At 69.2% G+C, this 24,032-nt stretch carries 19 protein-coding genes; 7 read left to right on the forward strand and 12 right to left on the reverse strand.

Annotated features, from left to right (window positions below; translation table 11 throughout):
- Positions 1 to 19: 19 nt before the first annotated feature.
- Genes HUN07_RS19535 through HUN07_RS19545 form a run of 3 tightly spaced genes read right to left on the reverse strand, consistent with a single transcriptional unit; the run spans position 20 to position 3,251 of the window.
- The gene (locus tag HUN07_RS19535) at positions 20 to 847 is read right to left on the reverse strand and encodes an SDR family oxidoreductase (protein ID WP_174912052.1); all 828 of its coding nucleotides are present in this window, start codon (positions 845 to 847) and stop codon (positions 20 to 22) included.
- Positions 844 to 2,310 carry a flavin-containing monooxygenase gene (locus tag HUN07_RS19540; protein ID WP_174912054.1) on the reverse strand — a complete coding sequence of 489 codons (1,467 nt, stop codon included), beginning with the start codon at positions 2,308 to 2,310 and terminating at the stop codon, positions 844 to 846. Before HUN07_RS19540 ends, HUN07_RS19535 begins: the two co-directional genes overlap by 4 nt.
- Entirely contained in the window at positions 2,307 to 3,251 is a 945-nt protein-coding gene (locus HUN07_RS19545) for a patatin-like phospholipase family protein (protein WP_174912057.1), read from the reverse strand. The genes HUN07_RS19540 and HUN07_RS19545 overlap by 4 nt, the downstream gene beginning before the upstream one ends.
- A gap of 60 nt (positions 3,252 to 3,311) precedes the next feature.
- Here HUN07_RS19545 and HUN07_RS19550 point away from each other — a divergent pair, with 60 nt between their 5' ends.
- A complete protein-coding gene (locus HUN07_RS19550; RefSeq protein WP_174912060.1) occupies positions 3,312 to 3,944 on the forward strand; it encodes a TetR/AcrR family transcriptional regulator in 633 nt (210 codons plus the stop codon).
- Here HUN07_RS19550 and HUN07_RS19555 read toward each other — a convergent pair.
- The gene (locus tag HUN07_RS19555; protein ID WP_254622606.1) at positions 3,938 to 4,537 is read right to left on the reverse strand and encodes a hypothetical protein; all 600 of its coding nucleotides are present in this window, start codon (positions 4,535 to 4,537) and stop codon (positions 3,938 to 3,940) included. The two genes, HUN07_RS19550 and HUN07_RS19555, sit on opposite strands and share 7 nt — an antisense overlap.
- 232 nt (positions 4,538 to 4,769) lie before the next feature.
- On the opposite strand from HUN07_RS19555, the gene HUN07_RS19560 reads away from it, so the two are divergent.
- The gene (locus tag HUN07_RS19560) at positions 4,770 to 5,885 is read left to right on the forward strand and encodes an N-formylglutamate amidohydrolase (protein WP_174912063.1); all 1,116 of its coding nucleotides are present in this window, start codon (positions 4,770 to 4,772) and stop codon (positions 5,883 to 5,885) included.
- Here the strand turns inward: HUN07_RS19560 and HUN07_RS19565 are convergent.
- The 4 genes from HUN07_RS19565 to HUN07_RS19580 form a co-directional block, all read right to left on the reverse strand.
- A complete protein-coding gene (locus tag HUN07_RS19565; RefSeq protein WP_114721862.1) occupies positions 5,869 to 7,377 on the reverse strand; it encodes an acyl-CoA synthetase in 1,509 nt (502 codons plus the stop codon). The two genes, HUN07_RS19560 and HUN07_RS19565, sit on opposite strands and share 17 nt — an antisense overlap.
- Positions 7,378 to 7,422: 45 nt before the next feature.
- On the reverse strand, positions 7,423 to 9,051 hold the full coding sequence (locus tag HUN07_RS19570) for an acyl-CoA dehydrogenase family protein (RefSeq protein WP_174912065.1): 1,629 nt from the start codon (positions 9,049 to 9,051) through the stop codon (positions 7,423 to 7,425).
- 68 nt (positions 9,052 to 9,119) lie between these two features.
- Positions 9,120 to 9,887: a PaaX domain-containing protein, C- domain protein gene (locus HUN07_RS19575; protein WP_254622607.1), complete on the reverse strand. Its 768-nt coding sequence runs from the start codon at positions 9,885 to 9,887 to the stop codon at positions 9,120 to 9,122.
- 108 nt (positions 9,888 to 9,995) lie between these two features.
- Positions 9,996 to 11,333 carry an anaerobic C4-dicarboxylate transporter family protein gene (locus tag HUN07_RS19580; RefSeq protein WP_114721857.1) on the reverse strand — a complete coding sequence of 446 codons (1,338 nt, stop codon included), beginning with the start codon at positions 11,331 to 11,333 and terminating at the stop codon, positions 9,996 to 9,998.
- A gap of 114 nt (positions 11,334 to 11,447) precedes the next feature.
- Here HUN07_RS19580 and HUN07_RS19585 point away from each other — a divergent pair, with 114 nt between their 5' ends.
- Complete coding sequence (locus HUN07_RS19585) at positions 11,448 to 15,971, forward strand: ATP-dependent helicase (protein ID WP_174914890.1); 4,524 nt, start codon at positions 11,448 to 11,450, stop codon at positions 15,969 to 15,971.
- Positions 15,972 to 15,975: 4 nt separating this feature from the next.
- A complete protein-coding gene (locus tag HUN07_RS19590) occupies positions 15,976 to 16,761 on the forward strand; it encodes an Fpg/Nei family DNA glycosylase (RefSeq protein ID WP_174912068.1) in 786 nt (261 codons plus the stop codon).
- Here HUN07_RS19590 and HUN07_RS19595 read toward each other — a convergent pair.
- Positions 16,746 to 17,348 (reverse strand): TetR/AcrR family transcriptional regulator, encoded by a 603-nt coding sequence (locus tag HUN07_RS19595; RefSeq protein ID WP_174912070.1) that lies wholly within the window; start codon positions 17,346 to 17,348, stop codon positions 16,746 to 16,748. The genes HUN07_RS19590 and HUN07_RS19595 overlap by 16 nt on opposite strands.
- A gap of 83 nt (positions 17,349 to 17,431) precedes the next feature.
- Here HUN07_RS19595 and HUN07_RS19600 point away from each other — a divergent pair, with 83 nt between their 5' ends.
- Positions 17,432 to 18,370, forward strand: coding sequence for an oxygenase MpaB family protein (locus HUN07_RS19600; protein ID WP_114721854.1), 939 nt, complete (start codon positions 17,432 to 17,434; stop codon positions 18,368 to 18,370).
- A 20-nt stretch (positions 18,371 to 18,390) separates the two neighbouring features.
- Entirely contained in the window at positions 18,391 to 18,933 is a 543-nt protein-coding gene (locus HUN07_RS19605; RefSeq protein ID WP_174912073.1) for a hypothetical protein, read from the forward strand.
- Here the strand turns inward: HUN07_RS19605 and HUN07_RS19610 are convergent.
- Complete coding sequence (locus HUN07_RS19610; protein ID WP_174912076.1) at positions 18,908 to 20,668, reverse strand: glycerol-3-phosphate dehydrogenase/oxidase; 1,761 nt, start codon at positions 20,666 to 20,668, stop codon at positions 18,908 to 18,910. The two genes, HUN07_RS19605 and HUN07_RS19610, sit on opposite strands and share 26 nt — an antisense overlap.
- 75 nt (positions 20,669 to 20,743) lie before the next feature.
- Between HUN07_RS19610 and glpK the strand changes: the two genes are divergently transcribed.
- Positions 20,744 to 22,282, forward strand: a complete 1,539-nt coding sequence (gene glpK / locus HUN07_RS19615) for a glycerol kinase GlpK (protein ID WP_174912079.1) — start codon at positions 20,744 to 20,746, stop codon at positions 22,280 to 22,282.
- On the opposite strand, the gene HUN07_RS19620 is transcribed toward glpK, so the two are convergent.
- Both HUN07_RS19620 and HUN07_RS19625 read right to left on the reverse strand, forming a co-directional pair.
- The gene (locus tag HUN07_RS19620; RefSeq protein WP_174912082.1) at positions 22,222 to 22,656 is read right to left on the reverse strand and encodes a type II toxin-antitoxin system Phd/YefM family antitoxin; all 435 of its coding nucleotides are present in this window, start codon (positions 22,654 to 22,656) and stop codon (positions 22,222 to 22,224) included. The genes glpK and HUN07_RS19620 overlap by 61 nt on opposite strands.
- A gap of 109 nt (positions 22,657 to 22,765) precedes the next feature.
- A complete protein-coding gene (locus HUN07_RS19625; RefSeq protein WP_174912084.1) occupies positions 22,766 to 23,989 on the reverse strand; it encodes an aminotransferase-like domain-containing protein in 1,224 nt (407 codons plus the stop codon).
- Positions 23,990 to 24,032 lie beyond the last annotated feature (43 nt).

Genomic DNA, 24,032 nt, shown 5'->3' on the forward strand with positions numbered 1-24,032 from the left:
CCCGCGCCGACCGCGGGATTCATTCCGACTCGGTGCGCCGCAGCCGCGCGTCATAGTCGGCCCGCGCGGTGGGGTCGACGTGGGTGAGCGCCCGCTCCCCGCCGATGACGCGTCGGATCAGCCGTACCAGCCGTTCGGGCGCCACCGCCACCCCGACGTCGAGGGCCGCGAGGTACCCCGGGACGGGGGTCTCGGCGCGTCGCGTGCGGACGGTGCGCAGGACGGCGTCGGCGATGTCCTCGGGGTCCACGGTGGGCAGGCCCTTGCCGAGCGGGATCCCGGACGTCAGTGTGGTGCGGACCGCGCTGGGCAGCACGGCGCTGACGCTGACTCCGTGCTCGGCGAACTCGAGGCGCGCCGCCGACGAGAGTCCCACGGCCGCATACTTACTCGCGTTGTACACGGCGAGCCCGGGGATGGCGATCTTCCCGGCGAGCGACGCGACGTTCACGACGTGGCCGCGGCCGCGTTCGATCATGCCGGGCACCACGGCCCGCATGCCGTGGATCGGTCCCCACACGTTGACGTCGATCGTCATCTCACCGGTCGCGTCCGGCTCATCGAGGAACGCCCCGACCGGCATGACGCCAGCGTTGTTGACGAGAATGTCGATCGGCCCCACCTCGGCCACGCACGTGTCCCACGACGCCCGGGACCGGACGTCCAGCACGTGGGCGGTACCGAGACCTGCGGCGGCGTCCTCGACCGCACTCCGGTCGATGTCGGCCAGAGCAACGGTCGCGCCGTGGGCCGCCAACGCCCGCGCGGTGGCCCTGCCGATGCCGCGTCCGGCGCCGGTCACGAGCACCCGCGCGCCGCCGAGAGCAATCGCGGGATACCGGGTCATGACGACACCTCCGTCGATGTCAGGTAGGCCGCCTTGTCGAAGTGCCGCAGCCTCTCCCGCATCCGTCCGGTCGACCACGGCCAATTGAAGCTGTTGCGGCCGTTGACATCGAGGAAGTAGCTCTGGCAGCCGCCGGCGTTGTAGACGGTGGTGGCGAGTGCCTGCTGCACCTCGGCGTTGAACGCGGCCTGCACCTCGGGACGGGTCTCCATCCGGGTCCAGCCTGCGGCGCGGGCGGTGGCGATCGCGGCGGCCAGGTAGTCGAGTTGCGCCTCGAGGATCATGAACGCCGACGTGTGGCCGGTGCCGAGCGCGGGACCGAGCAGCACGAACGCGTTCGGGAACCCGGCGACGGTGGTGCCGAGGTACGCCTGCGGGCTGCCCTTCCAGTGGTCGCCCAGGCTGCGGCCCTGACCGTCGAACACCCTTCCCGCGATGGGCATGTCGAGGATGTGGAAGCCGGTGCCGAAGATGATGGCGTCCACCTCGCGCTCCTGGCCGTCGGCGCCGACCACCACGTTGCCACGCACCTGCTGTACCGCGTTCGCGTGCACCTCGACGTTCGGGCGATTCAACGCGGGATAGTACGTGTTCGACATCAACAGGCGCTTGCAGCCGAGCGTGTAGTCCGGGGTGAGCGACTTCCGCAGGTGCGAGTCGCGAACCTGCGCCCGCAGCTGCACCCGACCGATCTGCTGGACCACCCGCAGGATCCACGGGTTGCGGAAGCCGATCCCTAGCGCCTCCATGATTCCGTACTGGATGCGCCGCAACGCCTTCAGCGCGCCCGGCACCCGCCCCATGGCCGCTCGCACCGCGCCCGGGATCGTGGTGTCCGGCTTCGGCAGCACCCACTGCGCGGTGCGCTGGTACAGGTGCAACTCCGCCACGGTCGGCGCAATCTCCGGCACGAACTGCACCGCCGACGCGCCGGTCCCCACCACGGCCACCCGCTTGCCCGCCAGCTCGTAGTCGTGGTTCCACCGCGACGAGTGGAAGACCTCGCCGCCGAAACCGTCGAGCCCCGGGATGTCGGGGATCAGCGGCTGATTCCACGGTCCGGCGGCCGCGATCACCGCGTTCGCAGTGAGCACACCGTTCGACGTCTCCAGCAGCCAGCGGCGCGACAGCTCGTCCCACTGCGCGCGCAGCAGTTCGGTGCCGAACTCGACGCGCTCGTGGACGCGGTGCGCCGCCGCGGTCCGCTCGATGTACTCGCGAATCTCGTCCTGCCCCGCGAACAGTCGACTCCAGTCGGTGTTGGGCGCGAACGAGTACGAGTACAGCGCCGACGGTACATCGCACGCACACCCGGGATAGGTGTTGTCGCGCCACGTCCCACCGAGCGAATCGCTCTTCTCCAGGACGACGACGTCGTCGACCCCCATCTGCTGCAGCCGGATCACGGCGCCGATTCCCGAGATTCCGGCGCCGACGACGATCACCTCGTGGTGGCGGGTCATCCGCGAACTCCTGTCGTGAGGGCGTGCTCCACCGCGGTCCGGGTGCTGCGCAGCGCGTGTTCCAGCGTCGCGAGCCGACGCCGGTCGTCCATGAAGTTGGCGCCCATCACGGCGAGATCCTCGGCGGTCGCGTCGATCCGGATCACCCGGGTGCCGGACGCCTCCAGCGCCGCGCATTCGGCGTCGAGTCCGGCGCTCATCCAGTTCCGCAACACCGTCCGCTCGAGGATCGCCGGTCCCCGAGCGCGGATGCGTCCGCCGGACGCCATGGGAGCCAACACGATCACCTCGTCCAGTCCGCGCCCGGCCAGCAGGTCGGCGGACGCCGTGGACGCCGCACCGCCGTCGACGAACCGTCGGCCGCCGATCCGGACGGGCGGCATCCAGCCCGGGATCGCCCACGACGCCCGGAGCGCCTCCGCCAGCGTCGCGTTCGGTGCCCCCTGCGCACCGAACGCCACCCGCTCGCCGGTGCCGTAGTCCATCGCGACCAGCCGGGTGTCGGGATGCGAGACCCAGCCACCGGCACCGAGACCGGTCGCGAGCCGGTCAAGCCAGCCCGCGTCGCCACCGCCCTCCGGGAGCATCCCGCTCAGCCCGGTCACGGTCGGCAGGCCGCGACGCAGCAGCCCGGGCGAGCCCAGGCGCGGTCGCGGTAGCGGCGGGAAACGTCCCGGCGCGCCGGCGAGATGTCCGGCGAGCACGGGATGCGTCGACTCGCCCAACTGCACAGCCAGGATCTCGTCGACACCGATTCCGCTGCCCAGCATCGTCACCAGCTCGGCCCCGGCCGACGTGCCCATCAGGACGTCGGCGTCGCGCGGATCCCAGCCGAGCGCGTCCCGCACGGCGACCAGCGCCGCGACCGTCCACGCCGCCCCCAACGTTCCCCCGCATCCGATCACCAAGCCGCGACTGAGATGTGTGTCACTCGACGTCATATCTAGAAACTAACAGCATCCAGATACTCTGGGTACCCCAAATGCGCGAGGAGATTGGCGATGCCCCGTCTGACCAGGTCGGAGAGTCAGGCCCGGACCCGGGCCGAGTTGCTGTCGACCGCCCGCGACCTGTTCCTGACCGACGGATACGCGGCGACGTCGCTCGAGAAGGTGGCCGAGACGGCGGGCTATTCGAAGGGTGCGGTGTACTCGAACTTCCGTGGCAAGAAGGAGTTGTGCCTCGAGGTCCTGGACCTGATCCACTCGACCAAGTTCGCGGAGGTCGCCGCACTGCTCGCGGCGGACGGCGAACTCGACACCACACTCGCCCGTTTCCAGGACTGGGCCGAACGAACACTCGGCGATGTCGACTGGACGATACTCGAGTTCGAGTTCATCGCCGCGTCCCGGCACGACCCCGAGGTCCGGGCCGCGCTCGCGTCGACGCTCGGCATGGCGCACGGAATGGTTCTGGCCCTGCTGAATTCGCTGACCGAGACGACCGGCGTCACGCTCCCGATCCCACCCGACGACGCCGCCCGCAGCGTTCTCAGCCTGGGCGTGGGTCTCGGCATCCAGCGCGCCATCGACCCCACCATCTCGGCCCGCATCGTCACCGACAACCTGCGCGCGCTGCTCCACCGGAGCTCGCCCCTCCCCGACTCCGAGGCGAGCGGCCGGCCGGGTCAGTAGAGCGTGGCGATGAAATCGAACACGGCGGGCTGGACCGCCGGGTTGTTGTTGGTGATTCCGGTCGCTGCTCCGATCGCGCCACCGATCGCGGCACCCGGGATGCAGCCGACGAACAGGAACAGAACGCAGCCGACGACGGCACCGACACCCGCGCCGATCTGCGCGGACATCTGTCCTCCGTTGAACCAGCCCTGTTCGATCTGCCGGACCATGTTGTCGTAGGCGTCCTGGCGGGCGTCCACGTTGTGCAGCGCAGCGACGCCCTGGGCCGGGACCGCCGGCGTGAGGGTGAGTCTGCTGCCGTCGACCGACGGGACCAGCGAGATGTCGGTACCGGCCACCGGGTAGGTCAGCGGGATGGTGCCGACGGTGGCGCCCGCGGGATCGACGACGTCGACGACATTGCCTGCGACCCGGAAGGTGCCGGCATCGAGCACAGTGTCGAGCGATGTTCCGTTCGAACCGATCTGGGTCTGATAGTGAATGACCCCAGGACTCGGCGGAGGTCCGGGCTCGGCGTAGGCGGTGCCGGTGGCGACACCCAGAGCCGCGATGGCCAGCACGGACACGGCGGCTGTTCTGTGGAGTTTCACGGGGAGCTCCCCTCCTTGCAGGAAGACGGCCCCGACCTGGTCAAAGACCGTCCGGAACATCCACTAGACTAGTGAGTGGAGGCCGGTCTGTACGGCCTTACCGGGATTCTCGACCGAATCTCGAGCGACTTCGACGACGCGGCCCGTCGCCCGTTCGGCAGCGCTCCCCACTGTCCGATTCGACCGCATTTCCCTACCGCCCCAAAGTATTCCGAGACGATATGGTCGAGCCATGACTGGCACGCCGCTGTTCGTCCCTGCCGGAACGGAATTCACGCCCGAGGACCTGGTGTTCTACGCCGACCCAGGCAATCGAACGCTCGATCAGGCGCTGGCCGAGGCGGATCTGCTGGTGAGTTGCCCGCATTCGGGTTACGCGATCCCCGAGGAGCTCGCACCGTTCCTCGCACCCGAGTTCACTCGCAGACTCCAGTTCGATTTCACCGATATGTCCACCGGGCCGATCGTGCGGCGTTGGGCCGAGATCGACCCCCGGATCGTGTATGTCGAAAATCCGCACCCGCGCATGATTCGCGACCCCAACCGGGCCCGCCCGACGGATCTCGAGGCGACGCTGCGCGAGGCATTCGCGCGGGTGCGGCAGGCCGGCCCCGGCAACCGGGCCGACCTCGACGGCGTCGACGCCGTCCGACCGGTCACGTTCTCGTTCTACCCGCTGCTGCGCGAACCCACCGACGACGCCGGATGGAAGCATCTGGCCGACACCTTCACCGAGGTCGCCGACCGCGGCCTGGGCGTCTACGAGCGCACCCGCGACGAGTTGGTCGACCGCATGGCGGAACTGGCCCTGCGCCGCGGCACCGACTTCACGACCCTCTCGTTCCACGACACGATGAACCACACGACCCGACGCGACGGCGCGGTGAACGTCCTGCGGGCCGAGCCCGACCTGCTACCGGATGTCGTGGCCCTGTCGAATCGCGGGGACCACGAGGGCGATCCGCGGGGCGACAATCCGGTCACGATGGACCCCGCCCGGGTCCGCGCACTCGCGCAGGCACATCGCAAGGGATTCGTGGACTTCACCGCCGAGGCGGAAGCCGTGCAGCTCAACCAGCCGTACCTGGGCAGCCAGGAGATCATCGCGGCCGGCGCCCGTTTCGCCGCGCTGCGGCACCGCACCGAGGCCGCCGGGGTCGTCCTCGGTGCGGTGCAGGCCGAATTCCGGCGCGAGTTCCTGCTCGGCGAACGGGCGACGGCCGAACTGATGGAACCGGGCGTCGACTGGCCGACCGCCGATCAGGACCGGATCGACCACCTCGCCCGCGCGTGCAAGGCGAGCTGGGACGAGTACCGGAGCCGGTTCCCGCTCAGACCGTCTCGGTGAGCAGGCGATCGCGGAGCGCGTTCTTCTGCACCTTGCCCGTGGCCGTCGTCGGCAGCGCCTCGATGAACCGGACCCGGGTCGGCACCTTGAAACGCGCCAGCCGTTGCCGAGCGAAGGCGATGACGTCGTCCTCGGCGAGTGCGGCACCCTCGGTCGGCACGACGAAGGCCACCGGCGTCTCGCCCCACTTCTCGTGGGAGGCCGCGACCACCGCCACGTTGCGCACTCCGGGCATCTCGGCGATCACCACCTCCACCTCACGGGAGTACACGTTCTCACCGCCGCTGATCAGCATGTCCTTCTTCCGGTCGACCAGGGTGATGAAACCCTCGTCGTCCGCTCGTGCCATGTCCCCGGTGTGGAACCATCCACCCCGCAACGCATGGGACGTCTCCTCGGGACGCATCCAGTACCCGGCGAACACGTTGTCGGCTCGGACCAACAGTTCTCCCACCGTTCCGACGGGCACGTCGCGGTCCAGGTCGTCGACCAACCGCGTGTCGATCCCGAAGAGCGGCCGTCCGATCGATCCGGCCTTCTCCCGAACGTGCTCGGAGTCGAGCAGCGCGATCGACGGGGCACACTCGGTCATCCCGAACCCCTCCCGGAACGGGATACCACTGCGCGCCAGGAAGTCCAGCACCGAGACAGGTGCAGGCGCACCGGATGTCAGGGCACAGTCGAGCGAGGACAGGTCGTAGCGTTCCAGATCGGGCACACCCATGACGGCCTGCCACATCGTGGGCACCAACAACAGTTGAGTCGCCCGGTGCGCGACCACCGCGTCGAGGACCGCGACCGGATCGAACGACGGCATGATCACGTTCATGGCGCCCACATAGATGAACGGCAGTGTGTAGAGCCCCAGCCCGCCGATGTGGAACATCGGAAGTGCCGTCACGGTGACGTCGCACGAACGCAGTCCGAACGCGGAGGTGACGGCGGCCGCGTTGGCCCGGAGGTTCTCGTGGGTGATCATGGCGCCCTTGGGTCGCCCGGTGGTTCCGGACGTGTACATGATCACCGCCACGTCGTGGCGATCCGTCAGCGCCGGCAACGGGTCCGGATCGGCGGTCGCCACGAGGTCGTCGTACTCCGCCCCCAGTGCTACCACGTCGCGCACCCGCACGCCCGGTTCGTTCACCGCAGCTGCCGCCTGGGTGAACGCCCCGTGCACGAAGAGTAGCTGTGCTCCGAGATCGGCCAGGACATAACCGATCTCGGACGCCGTGAGCCGGACGTTGATCGGTGTGAAGACGGCGCCGAGCTTCGCTACCGCGAAGAGGATCTCGAGGCACTCCACGGACGTGGGTACGACCGCGGCGATGCGGTCTCCGCGCCTGACGCCGAACCGATCGCGTAGCTGGTTCGCCAGCCGGTTCGCGCGGTCGTCGAACTCGCCGTAGGTCCAGGTGCGCTCACCGGACACGAAAGCGACCTTGTCGCCGCTCAATTGGGCCCGCCGGGTGGCCCAGTCACCGATTCCCTGCATTGATCGACTCCTTCGACATTGTGTTCCGGGCCGCGGTCGGCTCTGTCAGCCGACCTTCGAGGTGACGCGATCGATAATTGCTGCGAAGTCCACGCCGGCGGGCAGCGTTCCGTACACGCTGCCACGGTCGCCGTCGATTCTGGTGGCAATGAAGGCATCGGAGACCGCATGATTGCCGTGCCGCACCAGGAGCGACGCCTGCAGAACCAGTGCCATCCGCTCGATCACGCGACGGGCGAGGACCTCCGCGTCCGCCAGATCGGTCAGCTGGGAACGGATCTCGCGGACCGCACGCTGAATGCTCGGCTCGGGACCGGCCAGCGCGACCTCGTCGAAGAACCCTTCGACGGTGCGCGGATTCTTGCCCATCGCCCGCAGCACGTCGAGCGCCGCGACGTTTCCGCTGCCTTCCCAGATCCCGTTGAGCGGGGACTCGCGGAACAGGCGCGGCATCTGAGACTCCTCGATGAAGCCGTTGCCCCCGAAGCACTCCATCGCCTCGGCCGCATGAGCGGGCCACCGCTTGCACACCCAGTATTTCCCGACCGCGAGGGCCAGACGCAGGAAGTCGGACTCCGCCGCGTCACCGCGAGTGGCACGGTCGTGGGCGCCGGCGAGGCGCATCATCAGCAGCGACGCCGCCTCCGACTCCACGGCCAGGTCGGCCAGGACGTTCCGCATCAACGGCTGGTCGATGAGGTAGTTGCCGAAGGCCTGCCGATGCGTCGCGTGATGCACGGCCTGGGTGACGCCCCGACGCATGCCCGACGCCGCCCCGATCAGGCAGTCGAGGCGAGTCATGTTGACCATCTTGATGATCGTCGGCACACCACGGCCCTCGTCACCGACACGCCACGCGAAGGCGTTCTCGTACTCGATCTCGGCCGACGGGTTGGACCGATTGCCCAGCTTGTCCTTCAGCCGCATCAGTCGAACGTTGTTGCGGGTGCCGTCGGGAAGGACGCGGGGCACCAGGAAGCACGTCACGCCCGCGTCGGTCTGCGCCAGGACCAGGAACAGGTCGGCCATCGTCGCCGACGTGAACCACTTGTGGCCGACGATCCGGTAGGTGCCGTCGGGCTGCAGGACGGCGCGCGTCGTGTTGGCTCGAATGTCGGAGCCGCCCTGCTTCTCGGTCATGGACATCGTCGCGAGCAGGCCCGCCTTCTCCAACGGAGGCCTCAGGCCGCCCTCGTACGACGAATTGGACAGCAGCGGTTCGTAGATCGCGGCCAGCTCGGGGTTCTCCCGCAGCGCGGGGACGGCGGCGTACGTCGCCGAGATCGGGCAGGTGTGGCCGGCCTCGACATTGCTCCACACGTAGAACTTGGCGGCGCGCGCCACGTGGCTGCCCGGCCGGGCGTCGCTCCACGGTGCGCCGTGCATCCCGTTGGCGACGGCCGTGGACATCAGCTCGTCCCACGCCGGGTGGAACTCGATGTCGTCGGTGCGGTGACCGAACCGGTCGTAGGGCCGCAGGACCGGCGGGTTCTCGTTCGCGAGCCGGCCCAGTTCCTGCACGTGCTCGGTTCCGGCCAGCGCGCCGAGGCGGCTGACGTCGTCGACGGCCCATTCCGCGCCCTCACGGACGAGCCCCTCGAGCAGCGTCGGATCGTCGGCGACGTTGTGGCCGTATAGCGGAACGGACTGGTTGAACACCTCGTGTGTCTGCATGACTGCCTCCTTCGACTGATTCGGACATTACGTTTTCCGAACAGTCGAAGTCAATGAGTAATATTCGGTCAGTTCGTGTGACCGACCTCCGGAATCGACACGAACTCCTCCTGGTACGCGCCCCACGCCGCATGCACACGGTCGGCCGTCCACGAATTCGGTCGAAGTTCCTGCGGTAAAACAGGATCCGTGAGAAGGTGTCGAACAACCGCGGTGGCGACCGTGAATCGGTCGACCGTGCTCTCGGCCAGGTTCATCAGCTCGAGCAGCCGCCGGGACTCCCGCTCCCAGGCCGGGAGGTTCCACAACGATCCGAGGAGTTCACCGGCGTCGCGCACCGGACTTCCCGTCAGCACCTCCACCGGTTCGGCGGCCAGGTCGAGCACCCGCGTCAGGTTGGCCGGACGCAGCCAGACGCCCTCGCGCAGTTCGGCCAACCGGAGCCGGGACAGCCGCTCGCGCAGCGCGGCGCGATCGCCGGGATCGCGTCCCGTGCCGGTGACGACGACGATCTCCCACTCCCCGTTCCACGGGCGGGTCCCCTGCTCCACCTCGTGCAGCACCCGCTGACGACGTTCGAGCAGCGGTGCACTCAGATGGAACCCGTCGGGTGTTCGCGTGAGATCGCCACCGGACACCATCCGGCTCAACGCGACCCGCGCCGCAGATTCCTTGATACCGAACACTCCCGCGGCCCGGACGACCTGCGCCGGCGTCGGCCGCGCCGGGTGATTGCTCACGAGGAGACTGAGAATCACACCACGCGCCGTCAGTCGCGGTAGATGCGCCGCCAGGTCCAGCCGCGAGCGGTCGGTCGGGTCGTCAGCACCCTCCACGTCGGTTCACTCCTTGTCACGCAGGCAGGGCAAACGGGAGATGTCCCTGCGGCATCGTCCAACCGTAAGGCTCCACGCGCGATACCGACCGTGGGGGCGATCAACCCCTCACCCCAGCAACACGCCCAGGCCCGCACCCGCCGCGACGGTCGTGGCCGCGAGGACCACGGTCGGGATGAAGAACGAGTGGTCGACGAGCTTGGTGCCGAGCTTGGTGGTGCCCGACAGGTCGAAGTTGGCGGCCGCGATCTGGGAGCCGTTGGTGGGCAGCAGGTAGACGCCGGCGAAGGCGCCGGCCCACATTCCGCTGAGGACGCCCGGCGCGATGCCCGCCGCGAGACCGATCGGCACGATCGTTCGGGTCGCGGTCGACTGGCTCGTGGTGAGGACACACACGAGGAACACGCCGAGCGCGAAGATCCACGGTGCCGCGTTCACCCAGTCGCCGACGGTGTTGGTGATGGTGTCGCTGTGTGCGCTGATGAACGTGTCGGTCAGCCACGCGAGTCCGAACAGGGCGATCGCCGAGACCATGCCGGCACGGAACACCGTCGAGGCGGGCACCGTGGACACGTCGGGCCGCGACACCAGCAGGATCACGGTGCCGACGAGGAACATGATCATCTCGATGATCGGCGTCATGCCGAGCGGGGTGCCGTCGGCGGCATCCGGCCGGATGTCCTTGAACAGACCGAACACGACGATCGCGGCGACACCGGCGAGGAAGATCAGCGCAGCGTTGCGGCCCTTCGTGGTCGATTCGAGTTTGAGGGCGCCCGGACCACCGGCCCCCGCGACCTCGAGTTCCCCGGACTCGATCCGGGCCTGCACCTCGGGGTCGTCGCGCAGTTCCTTACCGAGCTTGTTGACGACGAACGCCGAGAGCACGATGCCGATGATCGCGGCCGGCAGCGTGATCTTGATGATGTCGATGAGTTCGAAGTCGTACGGCGAGACGTCGGTGAGCGTCACCATCGCGGCCATCGCGGCCGAGACCGGGCTGCAGGCGAGCGCGACGCCGGTCGACACGACCGACAACGACAGCGGACGCGACGGCCGGACCCCGTTCCGGTACGACAGGTCGTAGATCACCGGGAGCAGCGGGTACAGGATGTTCGACGTCCCGGCGCCCACCGAGAACAGGAACGCGACCAGCGGCGCGATCAGCGTGATCTGTTTCGGCCGCTTCGAGATGAGCCGGGCGGCAATGGTCACCATCCAGTCGATGCCGCCGGCCACCTGCATCATCGACGACGCCAGCACCACCGACAGGACGATCAGCAGCGCGTCCACCGGCGGCGTTCCGACGTCCTCGCCGAACACGAACACCAGCACGGCCACGCCCGCGCCGCCCCACAGGCCGAGCGCGACGCCGCTCGAGCGGGTGCCCATCACGATCGCGCCCAGCACGACCACGAGTTCGAGCACCATCTTCAACGTCTCCATGCCGCCCCGCCCGTTCTTTGTGAAGACCGATCGTTTGTTCAGGAAGCTACTACGCGGTGGGGCCGGGACGCTGGCTGAAAGTGCGTGTCGGTGCCTGCGGGCAAGATGGAGCGCATGGACGCCGTCCTCGACCGCTTCTCCGCGCCCACCCGGGAGTGGTTCGACGGTGCCTTCGATGCGCCGACGGCCGCACAGCTCGGGGCGTGGGACTCCATCGCGAGCGGGTCGCACACGCTCGTCGTGGCACCCACCGGCTCCGGCAAGACCCTGTCGGCGTTCCTGTGGGCGCTCGACCAGCTGTCCACGTCGACCGAGTCCGACCGGGCCACCCGTGTCCTGTACATCTCGCCGCTCAAGGCGCTGGGCGTCGACGTCGAGCGGAACCTGCGCGCCCCGCTGGTCGGGATCACCCAGACCGCGAAGCGGCTCGGGTCGGAGCCCCCGGAGATCCGCGTGGGTGTGCGTTCCGGTGACACCCCCACCGGTGAGCGCCGCAAGCTGATCAAGACCCCGCCGGACATCCTCATCACCACCCCCGAGTCGCTGTTCCTGATGCTCACGTCGTCGGCGCGGGAGACGCTCGCGGCAGTCGACACGGTGATCGTCGACGAGGTACACGCAGTCGCCGGCACCAAACGCGGCGCCCACCTCGCGCTGTCGCTCGAGCGCCTCGACCAGCTCCTGACCAAGCCCGCCCAGCGGATCGGGCTGTCGGCGACCGTGCGTCCGCACGAGGAGGTGGGCCGGTTCCTGGCGGGCGCCGCGCCCATCCGGATCGTGGCGCCGCCCGCAGCGAAGACCTTCGATCTCACCGTGCGGGTCCCGGTCGAGGACATGACCGAACTCGGCGTCGCGGAACCGGATCCGGACTCGATGTCGCCGGCGCCGCAGGCCGGGTCCATCTGGCCGCACGTCGAGGAGCAGATCGTGGACCTGATCCTCGCGCATCGCTCATCGATCGTGTTCGCGAACTCCCGCCGCCTCGCCGAGAAGCTCACCGCACGGCTCAACGAGATCTACGCCGAACGCCTCGGCGGCGCCGTCGAGAAGCAGGGCCGGCCGCCGGCGCAGATCGGCGCGCCCACCGAGGTGAACTACGGCGCCGATCCCCTACTGGCCCGCGCCCACCACGGTTCGGTGAGCAAGGACCAGCGGGCCATCATCGAGGACGATCTCAAGTCGGGACGGTTGCGCTGTGTCGTCGCGACCAGCAGCCTCGAACTCGGCATCGACATGGGCGCGGTCGACCTCGTCGTCCAGGTCGAGGCGCCGCCGTCCGTCGCGAGCGGACTGCAGCGCGTCGGCCGCGCCGGACACCAGGTGGGCGAGATCTCCCGCGGCGTGCTGTTCCCCAAGCACCGCACCGACCTGATCCACTGCGCCGTCACCGTCGAACGGATGACCAGTGGCAAAATCGAGGCGCTCGAGATCCCGGCCAACCCGCTCGACATCCTCGCGCAGCAGACCGTCGCCGCCACCGCGCTCGAACCGATCGACGTGGAGCAGTGGTACGAAATGGTCCGTCGCAGTGGGTCGTTCGCGACGCTACCCCGCTCGGCGTACGAGTCGACGCTGGACCTGCTCGCGGGCCGCTATCCGTCCGACGAGTTCGCCGAGCTTCGGCCCCGGCTCGTCTGGGATCGCGACGCCGGCACCCTCACCGGACGGCCCGGGTCGCAGCGCCTCGCCGTCACCTCCGGCGGCGCCATCCCCGACCGCGGCCTGTTCGCGGTGTACATGGTCGGCGAGAAGGCCTCTCGGGTGGGCGAACTCGACGAGGAGATGGTGTACGAGTCCCGGGTGGGCGATGTGTTCGCACTCGGCGCCACCAGTTGGCGGATCGAGGAGATCACGTTCGACCGCGTGCTCGTCAGTCCCGCGTACGGACTGCCCGGACGGCTGCCGTTCTGGCACGGCGACGGTCTGGGCCGTCCCGCCGAACTCGGGGAGGCGCTCGGGGGGTTCCTGCGCGAGCTGTCCACCAGCACCCCGGACGAGGTGGCCACCCGACTCGCCGCGAGCGGACTCGACGCCAACGCCACCACCAACCTCGCGGCCCTGATCGACGATCAGCAGCAGGCCACCGGACGCGTCCCCACCGACCGCACGCTCGTCGTCGAACGTTTCCGCGACGAACTCGGCGACTGGCGACTGGTGCTGCACTCGCCCTACGGGCTGCGCGTGCACGCGCCGTGGGCGCTCGCGGTGGGCGCCCGACTGCGGGAACGCTTCGGCGTCGACGCCGCCCCCACCGCGTCCGACGACGGCATCATCGTCCGCCTGCCCGACACCGAGGACAACCCGCCCGGCGCCGAACTGTTCGCGTTCGAGCGCGACGAGATCGAGGACATCGTCACCGACGAGGTGGGCGGCTCGGCACTGTTCGCGTCGCGGTTCCGCGAATGTGCCGCGCGCGCACTGCTGTTGCCGCGCCGCACCCCCGGCAAGCGGGCGCCGCTGTGGCAGCAGCGGCAGCGCTCGGCGCAACTGCTCGACGTCGCCCGCAAGTATCCGACGTTCCCGATCCTGCTCGAGACCGTGCGCGAATGCCTGCAGGACGTCTACGACCTGCCCGCGCTGCGCGACCTGTTCGGCCGCATCGCCCGTCGGCAGATCCGCATCGTCGAGGTGGAGACCGCGTCGCCGTCGCCGTTCGCGAGCTCGCTGCTGTTCGACTACATCGGCGCGTTCATGTACGAGGGCGACAGCCCGCTCGCCGAACGCCGCGCTGCCGCGCTGTCCCTGGACTCGACACTGCTCGCCGAACTGCTCGGCCGGGTGGAACTGCGCGAACTCCTCGACGCCGACGTCATCGCCAAGGCCGAACACGAACTGCAGCGCCTGGTCCCGGAACGGCACGCCCGCGACGTCGAGGGCATCGCCGACCTGCTGCGCCTGCTGGGGCCACTGACCACCGAGGAGGCCGCCGCCCGCGCCACCGCCGACCCGCTGCCGTGGCTCGAGGAACTGGTGGAACACCGGCGCGCGCTGCACGTCTCGTTCGCGGGCCGCCAGTGGTGGACCGCGATCGAGGACGCCGCACGGCTGCGCGACGGGCTCGGCGTACCGCTGCCGATCGGCACGCCCGCGGCATTCATCGAGCCGGTCGACGACCCACTGGGCGATCTGCTGAGTCGCTTCGCGCGCACCCACAGCCCGTTCACGCTGGCCGAGGCCGCGGACCGGTTCGGCATCGGATCGGCCGTCGCGCGGGACGTGCTGGTCCGGCTCGCGAACGAGAAGCGCGTGGTCGAGGGCGAGTTCCGTCCCGGCGCCACCGGCAGCGAGTGGTGCGACGCGGAGGTGCTGCGGCGCCTGCGCCGGCGTTCGCTGGCCGCGGCCCGCGAGGACGTCGAACCGGTGAGCACCGCGACCCTCGGCCGCTTCCTGCCGGGCTGGCAGCACGTCGGAGGTTCGCTGCGCGGCATCGACGGTGTCGCGACCGTCGTGGAACAGCTTGCAGGAGTTCCGGTTCCGGCGTCCGCCCTCGAAACCCTGATCCTGGGCTCGCGCGTCCGCGACTACTCCCCCGCGATGCTCGACGAACTCACCTCCACCGGCGAGGTGCTGTGGGCGGGCGCCGGACAGATCTCCGGGAAGGACGGCTGGGTGAGCCTGCACCTGGCCGAATCGTCCCCGCTCACGCTCGCGGCGCCCGCCGACATCGAACTCACCGAGATGCACCGCTCCGTCCTCGACACCCTCGCCGGCGGCGGCGCGTACTTCTTCCGGCAACTCTCGGACACACTCGGCGCGACGGACGATCCCGCGCTCACCTCCGCGCTGTGGGACCTGGTGTGGGCGGGATACCTCGGCAACGACACACTGGCCCCGCTGCGGGCGCTGCTGTCGGACACCTCGCGCTCCACACCCAGCCACCGCACGCCACGGCGCGCACCCCGCGCGCACGCCTACCGGCGGCTGGGCCGGCCCACCATGCCCACCAGACCCGGCCCGCCCACCGCGGGCGGACGCTGGTCGCTGCTTCCCGAACCCGAGCCGGACCCCACGCTGCGCGCACACGCCACCGCCGACCTGCTGCTCGAACGCTACGGTGTCGTCACCCGCGGATCGGTGGTGAGCGAGAACGTTCCCGGCGGCTTCGCCTTGATGTACAAGGTCTTCAGCGGCTTCGAGGACGGTGGCCGCTGCCGCCGCGGCTACTTCGTCGACACCCTCGGCGGTGCCCAGTTCTCCACCTCCGACGTCGTCGACCGGCTGCGGAGCTACAGTGACACGATCGAAGGCCGGCACACCTCCACCCCCGCCGTCACGCTCGCGGCATGCGATCCCGCGAACCCGTACGGCGCGGCACTGCCGTGGCCTCCGTCGATGTCGGGCGAGGACGCACCGCGGCACCGGCCCGGCCGCAAGGCCGGCGGCTTGGTGGCGCTCGTCGAGGGCGAACTGGTGCTGTTCGTCGAGCGCGGCGGACGCACCGTCCTCACCTTCACCGACGACATCGGCGCACTGCGCACCGCCGCGGAATCGCTCGCCGGCACCGTCAAACGCGGAGGCATCGACAAGGTCGTAGTCGAGAAGGTCGACGGCGCAACGATTCACGGACACGACTTCGCACAACTGCTCGCCGAGGTCGGATTCTCGGCCACCCCGCGCGGCTACAGATTGCGGGCGTGAGGCGATGCCCGAGGGAGACACCGTCTGGCGGACGGCGCAGCGGCTCGACGCAGCCCTCACCCGCCACGTGCTCACCGAGTGCGACGTCCGGGTCCCGCGCTACGCGACCGTCGACCTGTCCGGCAACACGGTCGACTCGGTGATCGCCCGCGGCAAACACCTGCTGACCCGGGTCGGCGACCACACGATCCACACCCACCTGAAGATGGAGGGCGCCTGGCACGTGTACCCCCGGGGCGCCCGGTGGAAGCGCCCCGGACATCAGGCCCGCATCGTTCTGGGCACCGATGACGCCGTCGCCGTGGGATTCTCACTCGGCATCACCGAAGTGATCGGCCGCGACGAGGAGGAGAGCGTCGTCGGCCACCTGGGCCCCGACCTGCTCGGCCCCGACTGGGACGCGGCGGTCGCGGCCGCGAATCTGGCTGCGGCCGAGGATCGTCCGATCGGCGAGGCCCTGCTGGACCAGCGCATCATGGCGGGCATCGGCAACGTGTACCGCAACGAGATCTGCTTCCTACGCGGCGTCGATCCGCGAACCCCCACCGACCGGGTGCCGGACCTGCCCAAGGTGGTCGACCTGGCGCACCGACTGCTCCAGGCCAACCGCGACCGCGCCGTCCGCGTCACCACCGGTGATCGACGGCCCGGCCGACGGGACTGGGTGTACGGGCGCGGCGGCAAGCCGTGCCTGCGCTGCGGCACCCTGATCGTGGCCGACGAGTTGGCCGAGGGACCCGGCCGCGAGCGTTCGATCTTCTACTGCCCCAACTGTCAGCCGCTGCGCTGACCGGCACCGTCGAGCAGTGCGACACAGTGTCCGACGAACCGCTCGCGGGATGTCACGATCGTGCCGTCCAGGTACCCGATGAACAGACTCGTGAGCGCCCCGACGAGGCCGACCGCCGTCATCTGCCGTTCGTCGCGATCGGTGATCTGCGACAGCTGCTCGTGTACGAGCAGCACGAAGGCCGGGGCGAGTTGGAGCCCCCGCCCACCGAGCGCGGGCTCGACGAGCGGCGCGAGCAGCAGCACCCGGCCACGCGCCGGGTCGTCGACCATCAGTTCCACGAAGGCCGACACGGCCGCGGCCGCGCGGTCGTGTGGTGCCGGTGCCGCTCCGACCGCCGCCACGAGTGCGGCGTGCGCCTGCCGGCCGACGTCGTCGTACACCGCTCGGACGAATCGGTCGCGGTCGGCGAAACTCTCGTAGAAGTACCGTTCGGTGAGTCCGGCGGCGCGGCAGACCGCGCGGACGCCGACGGCCGCACCGCCCTGTGCGCCCAGCAGTTCGATGCCGGCGGCGAGCAGTGTGTCGCGCCGGGCGGCACGGCGTTCCTCGATTCCGGTGCCCGCCCACGTCCGCTGCGTACCCACCGCACCTCCAGCCCTTGACCGCGTACCGCCCCGATCCTAATCTGACAACGGGTGTAGTCAATTGCTCCCGGAAGGCGGCTCGCATGACCCGTTCGGACACGTCGGCGCCGATACCGCTCGGTCCCGACTCGCTCACGTGGCGCTACTTCGGCGACTGGCGCGGCATGCTCCAGGGTCTGTGGGCGGGGTCGATGCAGAACATGCACCCGGGTCTGGGCGCCGGAGTGGAGCAGCACTCCCGGTTCTTCGAGGAACGGTGGGAACGCCTGTTCCGGTCGCTGTACCCGATCGGCGGCGTGGTGTTCGACGGTGACCGCGCGCAGCAGACGGCCGAGGAGGTCCGCAACTACCACCGCGACATCAAGGGCGTGGACGCGAAGGGACGGCGCTATCACGCACTCGACCCCGAGACGTTCTACTGGGCGCACGCCACGTTCTTCATGGGCACGATCCTCACCGCCGACAACTTCATGGGCGGCATCACCGAGGCCCAGAAGCGGCAACTGTTCACCGAGCACATCCAGTGGTACCGGCTCTACGGGATGAGCATGCGTCCGGTGCCGCAGACGTGGGAGGACTTCCAGCGGTACTGGGAGCACATGTGCCGCGACGTCCTCGAGGACAACAGGGCTGCCCGTGACGTGCTCGACCTGTCCGACATCGGCCGTCCCCCGTTCCTGATGTGGGTGCCGGAGCCGATCTGGCGGGTCGCCCGGATTCCGGTGTCGAAGGGGTTCGTGTGGCTCACGGTCGGGATGTACGACCAGCCTGTGCGGGATCTGCTGGGCTACCGCTGGGGGCCGCTGGACGCGTGGCTGCACCGCCGCGTCGGCGAACTCGTGAATGTGGCATTCCGACTCGTTCCGGAGCGCAGGCGCAAGCATCCGCGGGCCCGTGGCGGCGTCGACCGGGTCAGCGGGCGGTCACCGGCCGACGCTCCACTGGTGCACACGCCGACGCGCAACCTTCCGCCGCTCGAGCATCGCAACGATCCGAGCCACTACGTTCCACCCCTCAACTGAGGTATGCGACGCTTTTACGCATGGAACCGGACCTTCGCTCGCTGCTGCACCGCCCCCTGTTGAGTCGTTCGGTTCCTCTCGACCGGGAGAACGCGGCCAGTCGCATCAGCGCCTACGTGTACGGCAACATCCTGATCCTCGCCGCGCTGATTCCGGAGACCGTCTCCCGCAGCGACTCCCGCACCATCGCCGTCGTGGCCGGAACCGCGGTGTCGACATTCATCGCCCACGCCTTCGCGGAAGGCGTCGGCAGATCGGTGCGCTCCGGTCGTCAGCTGACGACCGCCGAACGCCTGGCCGAACTGCGCGATTCGGTCCCGGTCCTCAGCTCGGCGGTCCTTCCCATCGTCCTCCTCGCGACCGCCGTCTTCGGTTGGCTCGAGCCGTTCACCGCCCAGGTGATCGCCGAGGTCACGATCCTCATCCGCATTGCGTCGATGGTCTTCGTGATCGCCCGTCTCCGCGGCGAACGACCCTCGCGCGACACCCTGATCGCCGCGGGGCTGCTGGCCGTCGCAGCCACCGCGGTCGTCGTCGTCAAGATCGTGCTGACCCACCACTAGGCAGCACCGTGCCCGGTACCGGCTCGAGGATCTGCGCACGCGCCTCCGGGGCCGCGGCCCGCAGCGCGTCGGCGGAAGCGTCGTCCGGCTGCGCCTGCGACATGATCTCGGCCTCGACGCGCGCCCGATACGTCTCGACCTCGCGGTCGATCGTGGCCGAGTCCCAGCCGAGGATCGGCGCGACGAGATTGGCCACCTGCTCGGCGCAGTTCACGCCGCGGTGCGGGTACTCGATCGAGATGCGGGTGCGGCGCGCGAGGATGTCCTCGAGATGCAGCGCACCCTCGGCCGCGGCCGCATACACGGCTTCCACCTGCAGGTAGTCGGGCGCGTCGGTGATCGGCTGGAGCAACTCGGGTGAGTCCTGACCCAGTTCCAGGACCTCGTCGATGAGCGAGCCGTACCGGTCGAGCAGGTGCTTGACCCGATACGGGTGCAGTCCGTACAGCTGGCCGAGGTGCACGGCCTGGTTGACCAGCGCGAAGTAGCCGTCGGCGCCGACCAGCGGCACCTTCTCGGTGATCGACGGCGCGACGCGGGCCGGAATGTCCTCCGAGGCGAGGTCGACGGCGTCCTGCCCCATCACCCGGTAGGTCGTGTACTTGCCGCCGGCGATCGCGACGAGGCCCGGCGCGACGCGTGCGACGGCGTGTTCCCGCGAGAGTTTCGACGTCTCGTCACTCTCCCCCGCCAGCAGCGGACGTAGCCCGGCGTACACGCCGTCGATGTCGTCGGGGGTGAGCGGGGTGACCAGCACCTTGTTGACGTGGCCGAGGATGTAGTCGATGTCGGCCTTGGTCGCGGCCGGGTGTGCGAGGTCGAGATTCCAGTCGGTGTCGGTGGTGCCGATGATCCAGTGGCCACCCCACGGAATCACGAACAGCACCGACTTCTCGGTGCGCAGGATGATCGCGGCGTCGCTCACGATCCGATCGCGCGGAACCACGATGTGCACGCCCTTGGACGCCCGCACCCGGAACCGTCCACGCTGGCGGGACAGCGACTGGATCTCGTCGGTCCACACACCGGTGGAATTGATGACGACGTGGCCGCAGACCTCGGTCGTCTCACCGGTCTCCGAGTCGCGGACCCGCACGCCGGACACCCGGTCGGCCTCCCGAAGGAAGCCCACCACCTGCGTCGAGGTCCGAACGACCGCGCCGTACTGGGCCGCCGTGCGTGCCACGGTCATCGTGTGGCGGGCGTCGTCGACGACGGTGTCGTAGTAGCGGATTCCGCCGACCAGCGAGTGCCGCTTGAGTCCGGGCGCCATCCGCAGGGCACCCGCCCGCGTCAGATGTTTCTGCGCCGGGACCGACTTCGCGCCGCCCATCCGGTCGTAGAGGAGGAATCCGGCCGCCATGTACGGCCGCTCCCACACCCGATGTGTCAGCGGGAAAAGGAATTTCAACGGCTTGACCAGATGCGGCGCGAGCGTCGACATCGACAGTTCCCGCTCGTGCAGCGCCTCCGCCACCAGACCGAACTCGAGCTGCTCCAGATAGCGCAGTCCGCCGTGGAACATCTTCGACGAGCGTGACGACGTGCCCGAGGCGAAATCGCGGGCCTCGACGAGCGCCACCTTGAGCCCGCGCGTCGCGGCATCGAGCGCCGCGCCGGCACCGACGACGCCGCCACCGATCACCACCACGTCGAATTGCTCGGTTCCCAACTTCTCCCAGGCCTGCTCGCGCTGCTGCGGACCGAGGAATTGCACACCAGGCTGCTTGTCCAACTCGGGCTCCCGTGGTTGTCGGCAAATCTGCCCCCAGGCTAGTAGCTTCGTGCCCAGACTGCCCGAGAGACGAGGATGCCCGTGAGCCAGTACATAGCCGCGATCGACCAGGGAACCACGTCGAGCCGTTGCATGATCTTCGACCACGCCGGTCAGGTCGTGGGCGTCGCGCAGAAGGAGCACGACCAGATCTTCCCGAAACCGGGCTGGGTGGAACACGATGCGGTGCAGCTGTGGAGTAACACCCGCGAGATGGTCGGCTCGGTGCTCGCGAAGACGAACCTCACGGCCGGCGACATAGCCGCGGTCGGCATCACGAACCAGCGCGAGACCACCGTGGTGTGGGACCGCGAGACCGGTGAACCCGTCTACAACGCGATCGTCTGGCAGGACACCCGCACCGATCGGCTGTGTGACGAACTGGCCGGCGAGGAGGGCCGCGGGCGGTTCCGCGAGGTCACCGGGTTGCCACTGTCGACGTACTTCGCGGGTCCCAAGGTGCGCTGGATCCTCGACAATGTCGAGGGCGCCCGACAGCGCGCCGAGGCCGGCGAGCTGTGTTTCGGCACGATCGACTCGTGGATCGTCTGGAACCTCACCGGCGGTCTGCACGTCACCGACGTGACCAACGCGTCACGCACGCTGCTGATGAATCTGCGGACCCTCGACTGGGATCGGGACATCTGCGAGGCGATGGGCATCCCGGTCTCGATGCTGCCGGAGATCCGAAGCTCGTCCGAGGTGTACGGCGACCTCGCGCTGCCCGGCATCTCCGCCGGCATCCCCATCGCGGGCATCCTCGGTGACCAGCAGGCCGCGACGTTCGGGCAGGCGTGTCTGTCGGAGGGCGAGGCCAAGAACACCTACGGCACCGGAAACTTCCTGCTGCTCAACACCGGAACCACGCCCGTACACAGCGAACACGGCCTGCTCACCACGGTCTGCTACAAGCTGGGCGACAAGCCCGCCGTCTACGCACTCGAGGGATCGGTCGCCGTCACCGGCTCCCTCGTCCAATGGCTGCGCGACAACCTGGGAATCATCCAGTCGGCCAAGGATATCGAGCCGCTCGCCAAGAGCGTCGCCGACAACGGTGGCGCCTATTTCGTGCCCGCGTTCTCGGGTCTGTTCGCACCGCGCTGGCGGCCGGATGCCCGCGGCGTCATCGCCGGCCTGACCCGCTTCGTCAACAAGGGACACCTCGCCCGCGCCGCCCTCGAGGCCACCGCCTACCAGACCCGGGAGGTCATCGAGGCGATGCGCGCCGACTCCGGCGTCGAACTGAGCTCGCTCAAGGTGGACGGCGGCATGGTCGTCAACGAGACGCTGATGCAGTTCCAGTCCGACATCCTCGGCGTCCCGGTCATCCGCCCCGTCGTGAACGAGACCACCGCACTCGGCGCCGCGTACGCCGCGGGTCTCGCGGTGGGATTCTGGAAGAGCGAGGACGACATCCGCGACAACTGGGCGCAGGACAAGACGTGGGAACCGAAGATGGACGAGTCCGACCGCGAACGCCTCTACAGCGGGTGGAACAAAGCCGTCGAACGTACCTACGGTTGGACCGACGACGCAGGCGACTCGGGCGACACCGCCGACGCCCCTTCGACGTAGCCCTTCCACGCCTCCAGGCGTTCACGCCACGAGACGGCTGCGTCGCCGCCGTCGTACGTGTCGAGGATCAGGTCCTGCCACCACTGCACACGTTCTCGGTACCGGGCAACGGAGTACCACACGGCGCCGAGGGAACCGGTGATGCCGATACGCTCATCGACCCGGCCCTCCGCTTCGGGCGACGTGGAAGGGACGGCGCCGCAAGGTGCTTGCGTGAGCGCCTCCAGACTGCGCAGGTCCTCGAGCGACACCATCACGGCCGCGGGTGCACCGTGGCGGGTGATCGTGATCCGCTCCCGCCCGTAGCCGGCCCGGCAGACCAGTTCTCGTAGTTGCGCTCGGGCCTCTCCGAACGGGACCTGCGATGTCGTCATGACCGGATGGTGGGTGGGCCGTCCGACAGTGCGAGCCTACGAACCCGCCGAACCACTCATCAACCCGAATATGAATTCGTACAGAACACGAGGTTTTGTACAAAATCGTTCACGCGTCGAAAACAGTCTCCGAGCGCTCGTGCGCGTCGTGGGCCTCCCGCATCCGCCGGACGCCGTCGGCCAGTACCGCGCCGTCGTACGTCGCGAAGCAGAGCCGCGCCGCGTGCGGGTGGGCGGCAGCGACTCCGAACGCCCCGCCCGGCACATAGGCGACGCCGTGCCGAACCGCGGTGTCCAGCAGAGTCGCGGTGTCTGTGCCATCGGTGAACTCGACCCAACAGAACATGCCGCCGTGGATCGTGGAGTGCGCGATCCTGTCACCGAAGGCCTCCTCGAGCGCGCCGACGAGCGCGCCCGCCCGCGACCCGTACGCCGCACGGATCGTGTCGAGGTGCCCGCCGAGCCACGCCGTGTCGCCGAGCAGTTCGGTCGCGATCTGCTGCGTGAGGGACGATCCACACAGGTCGGCGCCCTGCTTGAGAAGTTCGACGGCCTCGCACACCCGGCGGTCGCCATGCAGCCAGCCGATCCGCAACGCCGGTGCGAGGGTCTTGGATCCGCTCGACAGTCGCAGCACCCGGGCCGAGTGGGTCGCGATGGGGTCGGGGGTCGGTTCGCCGAACCACAGTTCGCCGTACGGATCGTCCTCGATGATCCAGAAGCCGTACCGGTCAGCGAGATTCGCGAGGTGCGCACGCCGAGCCGCGGACAGCACCACCCCGCGCGGGTTGTGGAAGTTGCTGACCGTGTGGACAACCTTGGGCCGCAGCCCTTCCCGCAACGACCGCTCGAGCGCGTCGGTGTCCATGCCGTCGCCGTCCAGTCCGATGGGCACCAACGCGGCCTGCGCGGTCCGGAACACCTGCAGCGCCCCCGTGTAGCCGGGCTCCTCGACCACGACGACATCGCCCGGATCGAGCAGCACCTGCGCGAGCAGGCTCAGCGCCTGCTGCGATCCGTGGGTGACGACCACCTCGGCCGGTTCGATCCTCCGCCCCACCCGCTCGCTCTCACGCGCCGCGATCGTCTCGCGCAGCGGCGCCCAGCCGGACGTCTCGCCGTACTGGACAGCGCGGGGATCGGCGAATGCCCGCTCGGCGGCCAGCGCAATGCGTTCGCGCGGAACGAGTTCCGTGGCCGGCAGTCCACCGGCCAGGCTGATCACATCGGGGCGGGCGGTGAGAGTGAGCAGATCGCGGATGGCCGAGCCGCGTAGCCCGGCCATCCGTGACGACAACGCGAGAGACGGACCGTGCGAGGAATCGAGGGACATAGAGCAACTCCGCAGTCGGGGAAACTGCCGTCGCGCACGACGG

Origin of the sequence: Rhodococcus sp. W8901 (genome assembly GCF_013348805.1) — a bacterium.
In the GTDB taxonomy this organism is placed as follows: domain Bacteria; phylum Actinomycetota; class Actinomycetes; order Mycobacteriales; family Mycobacteriaceae; genus Prescottella.

Coding starts and splice junctions, on each gene's coding strand:
- HUN07_RS19605 (WP_174912073.1), top strand. CDS start 18,391: ATGGAACCGGACCTTCGCTCGCTGCTGCACCGCCCCCTGTTGAGTCGT.
- HUN07_RS19580 (WP_114721857.1), bottom strand. CDS start 11,333: ATGGAGACGTTGAAGATGGTGCTCGAACTCGTGGTCGTGCTGGGCGCG.
- HUN07_RS19570 (WP_174912065.1), bottom strand. CDS start 9,051: ATGCAGACACACGAGGTGTTCAACCAGTCCGTTCCGCTATACGGCCAC.
- HUN07_RS19620 (WP_174912082.1), bottom strand. CDS start 22,656: ATGACGACATCGCAGGTCCCGTTCGGAGAGGCCCGAGCGCAACTACGA.
- glpK (WP_174912079.1), top strand. CDS start 20,744: ATGCCCGTGAGCCAGTACATAGCCGCGATCGACCAGGGAACCACGTCG.
- HUN07_RS19565 (WP_114721862.1), bottom strand. CDS start 7,377: ATGCAGGGAATCGGTGACTGGGCCACCCGGCGGGCCCAATTGAGCGGC.
- HUN07_RS19545 (WP_174912057.1), bottom strand. CDS start 3,251: ATGACGTCGAGTGACACACATCTCAGTCGCGGCTTGGTGATCGGATGC.
- HUN07_RS19540 (WP_174912054.1), bottom strand. CDS start 2,310: ATGACCCGCCACCACGAGGTGATCGTCGTCGGCGCCGGAATCTCGGGA.
- HUN07_RS19625 (WP_174912084.1), bottom strand. CDS start 23,989: ATGTCCCTCGATTCCTCGCACGGTCCGTCTCTCGCGTTGTCGTCACGG.
- HUN07_RS19535 (WP_174912052.1), bottom strand. CDS start 847: ATGACCCGGTATCCCGCGATTGCTCTCGGCGGCGCGCGGGTGCTCGTG.
- HUN07_RS19560 (WP_174912063.1), top strand. CDS start 4,770: ATGACTGGCACGCCGCTGTTCGTCCCTGCCGGAACGGAATTCACGCCC.
- HUN07_RS19600 (WP_114721854.1), top strand. CDS start 17,432: ATGACCCGTTCGGACACGTCGGCGCCGATACCGCTCGGTCCCGACTCG.
- HUN07_RS19590 (WP_174912068.1), top strand. CDS start 15,976: ATGCCCGAGGGAGACACCGTCTGGCGGACGGCGCAGCGGCTCGACGCA.
- HUN07_RS19550 (WP_174912060.1), top strand. CDS start 3,312: ATGCCCCGTCTGACCAGGTCGGAGAGTCAGGCCCGGACCCGGGCCGAG.
- HUN07_RS19585 (WP_174914890.1), top strand. CDS start 11,448: ATGGACGCCGTCCTCGACCGCTTCTCCGCGCCCACCCGGGAGTGGTTC.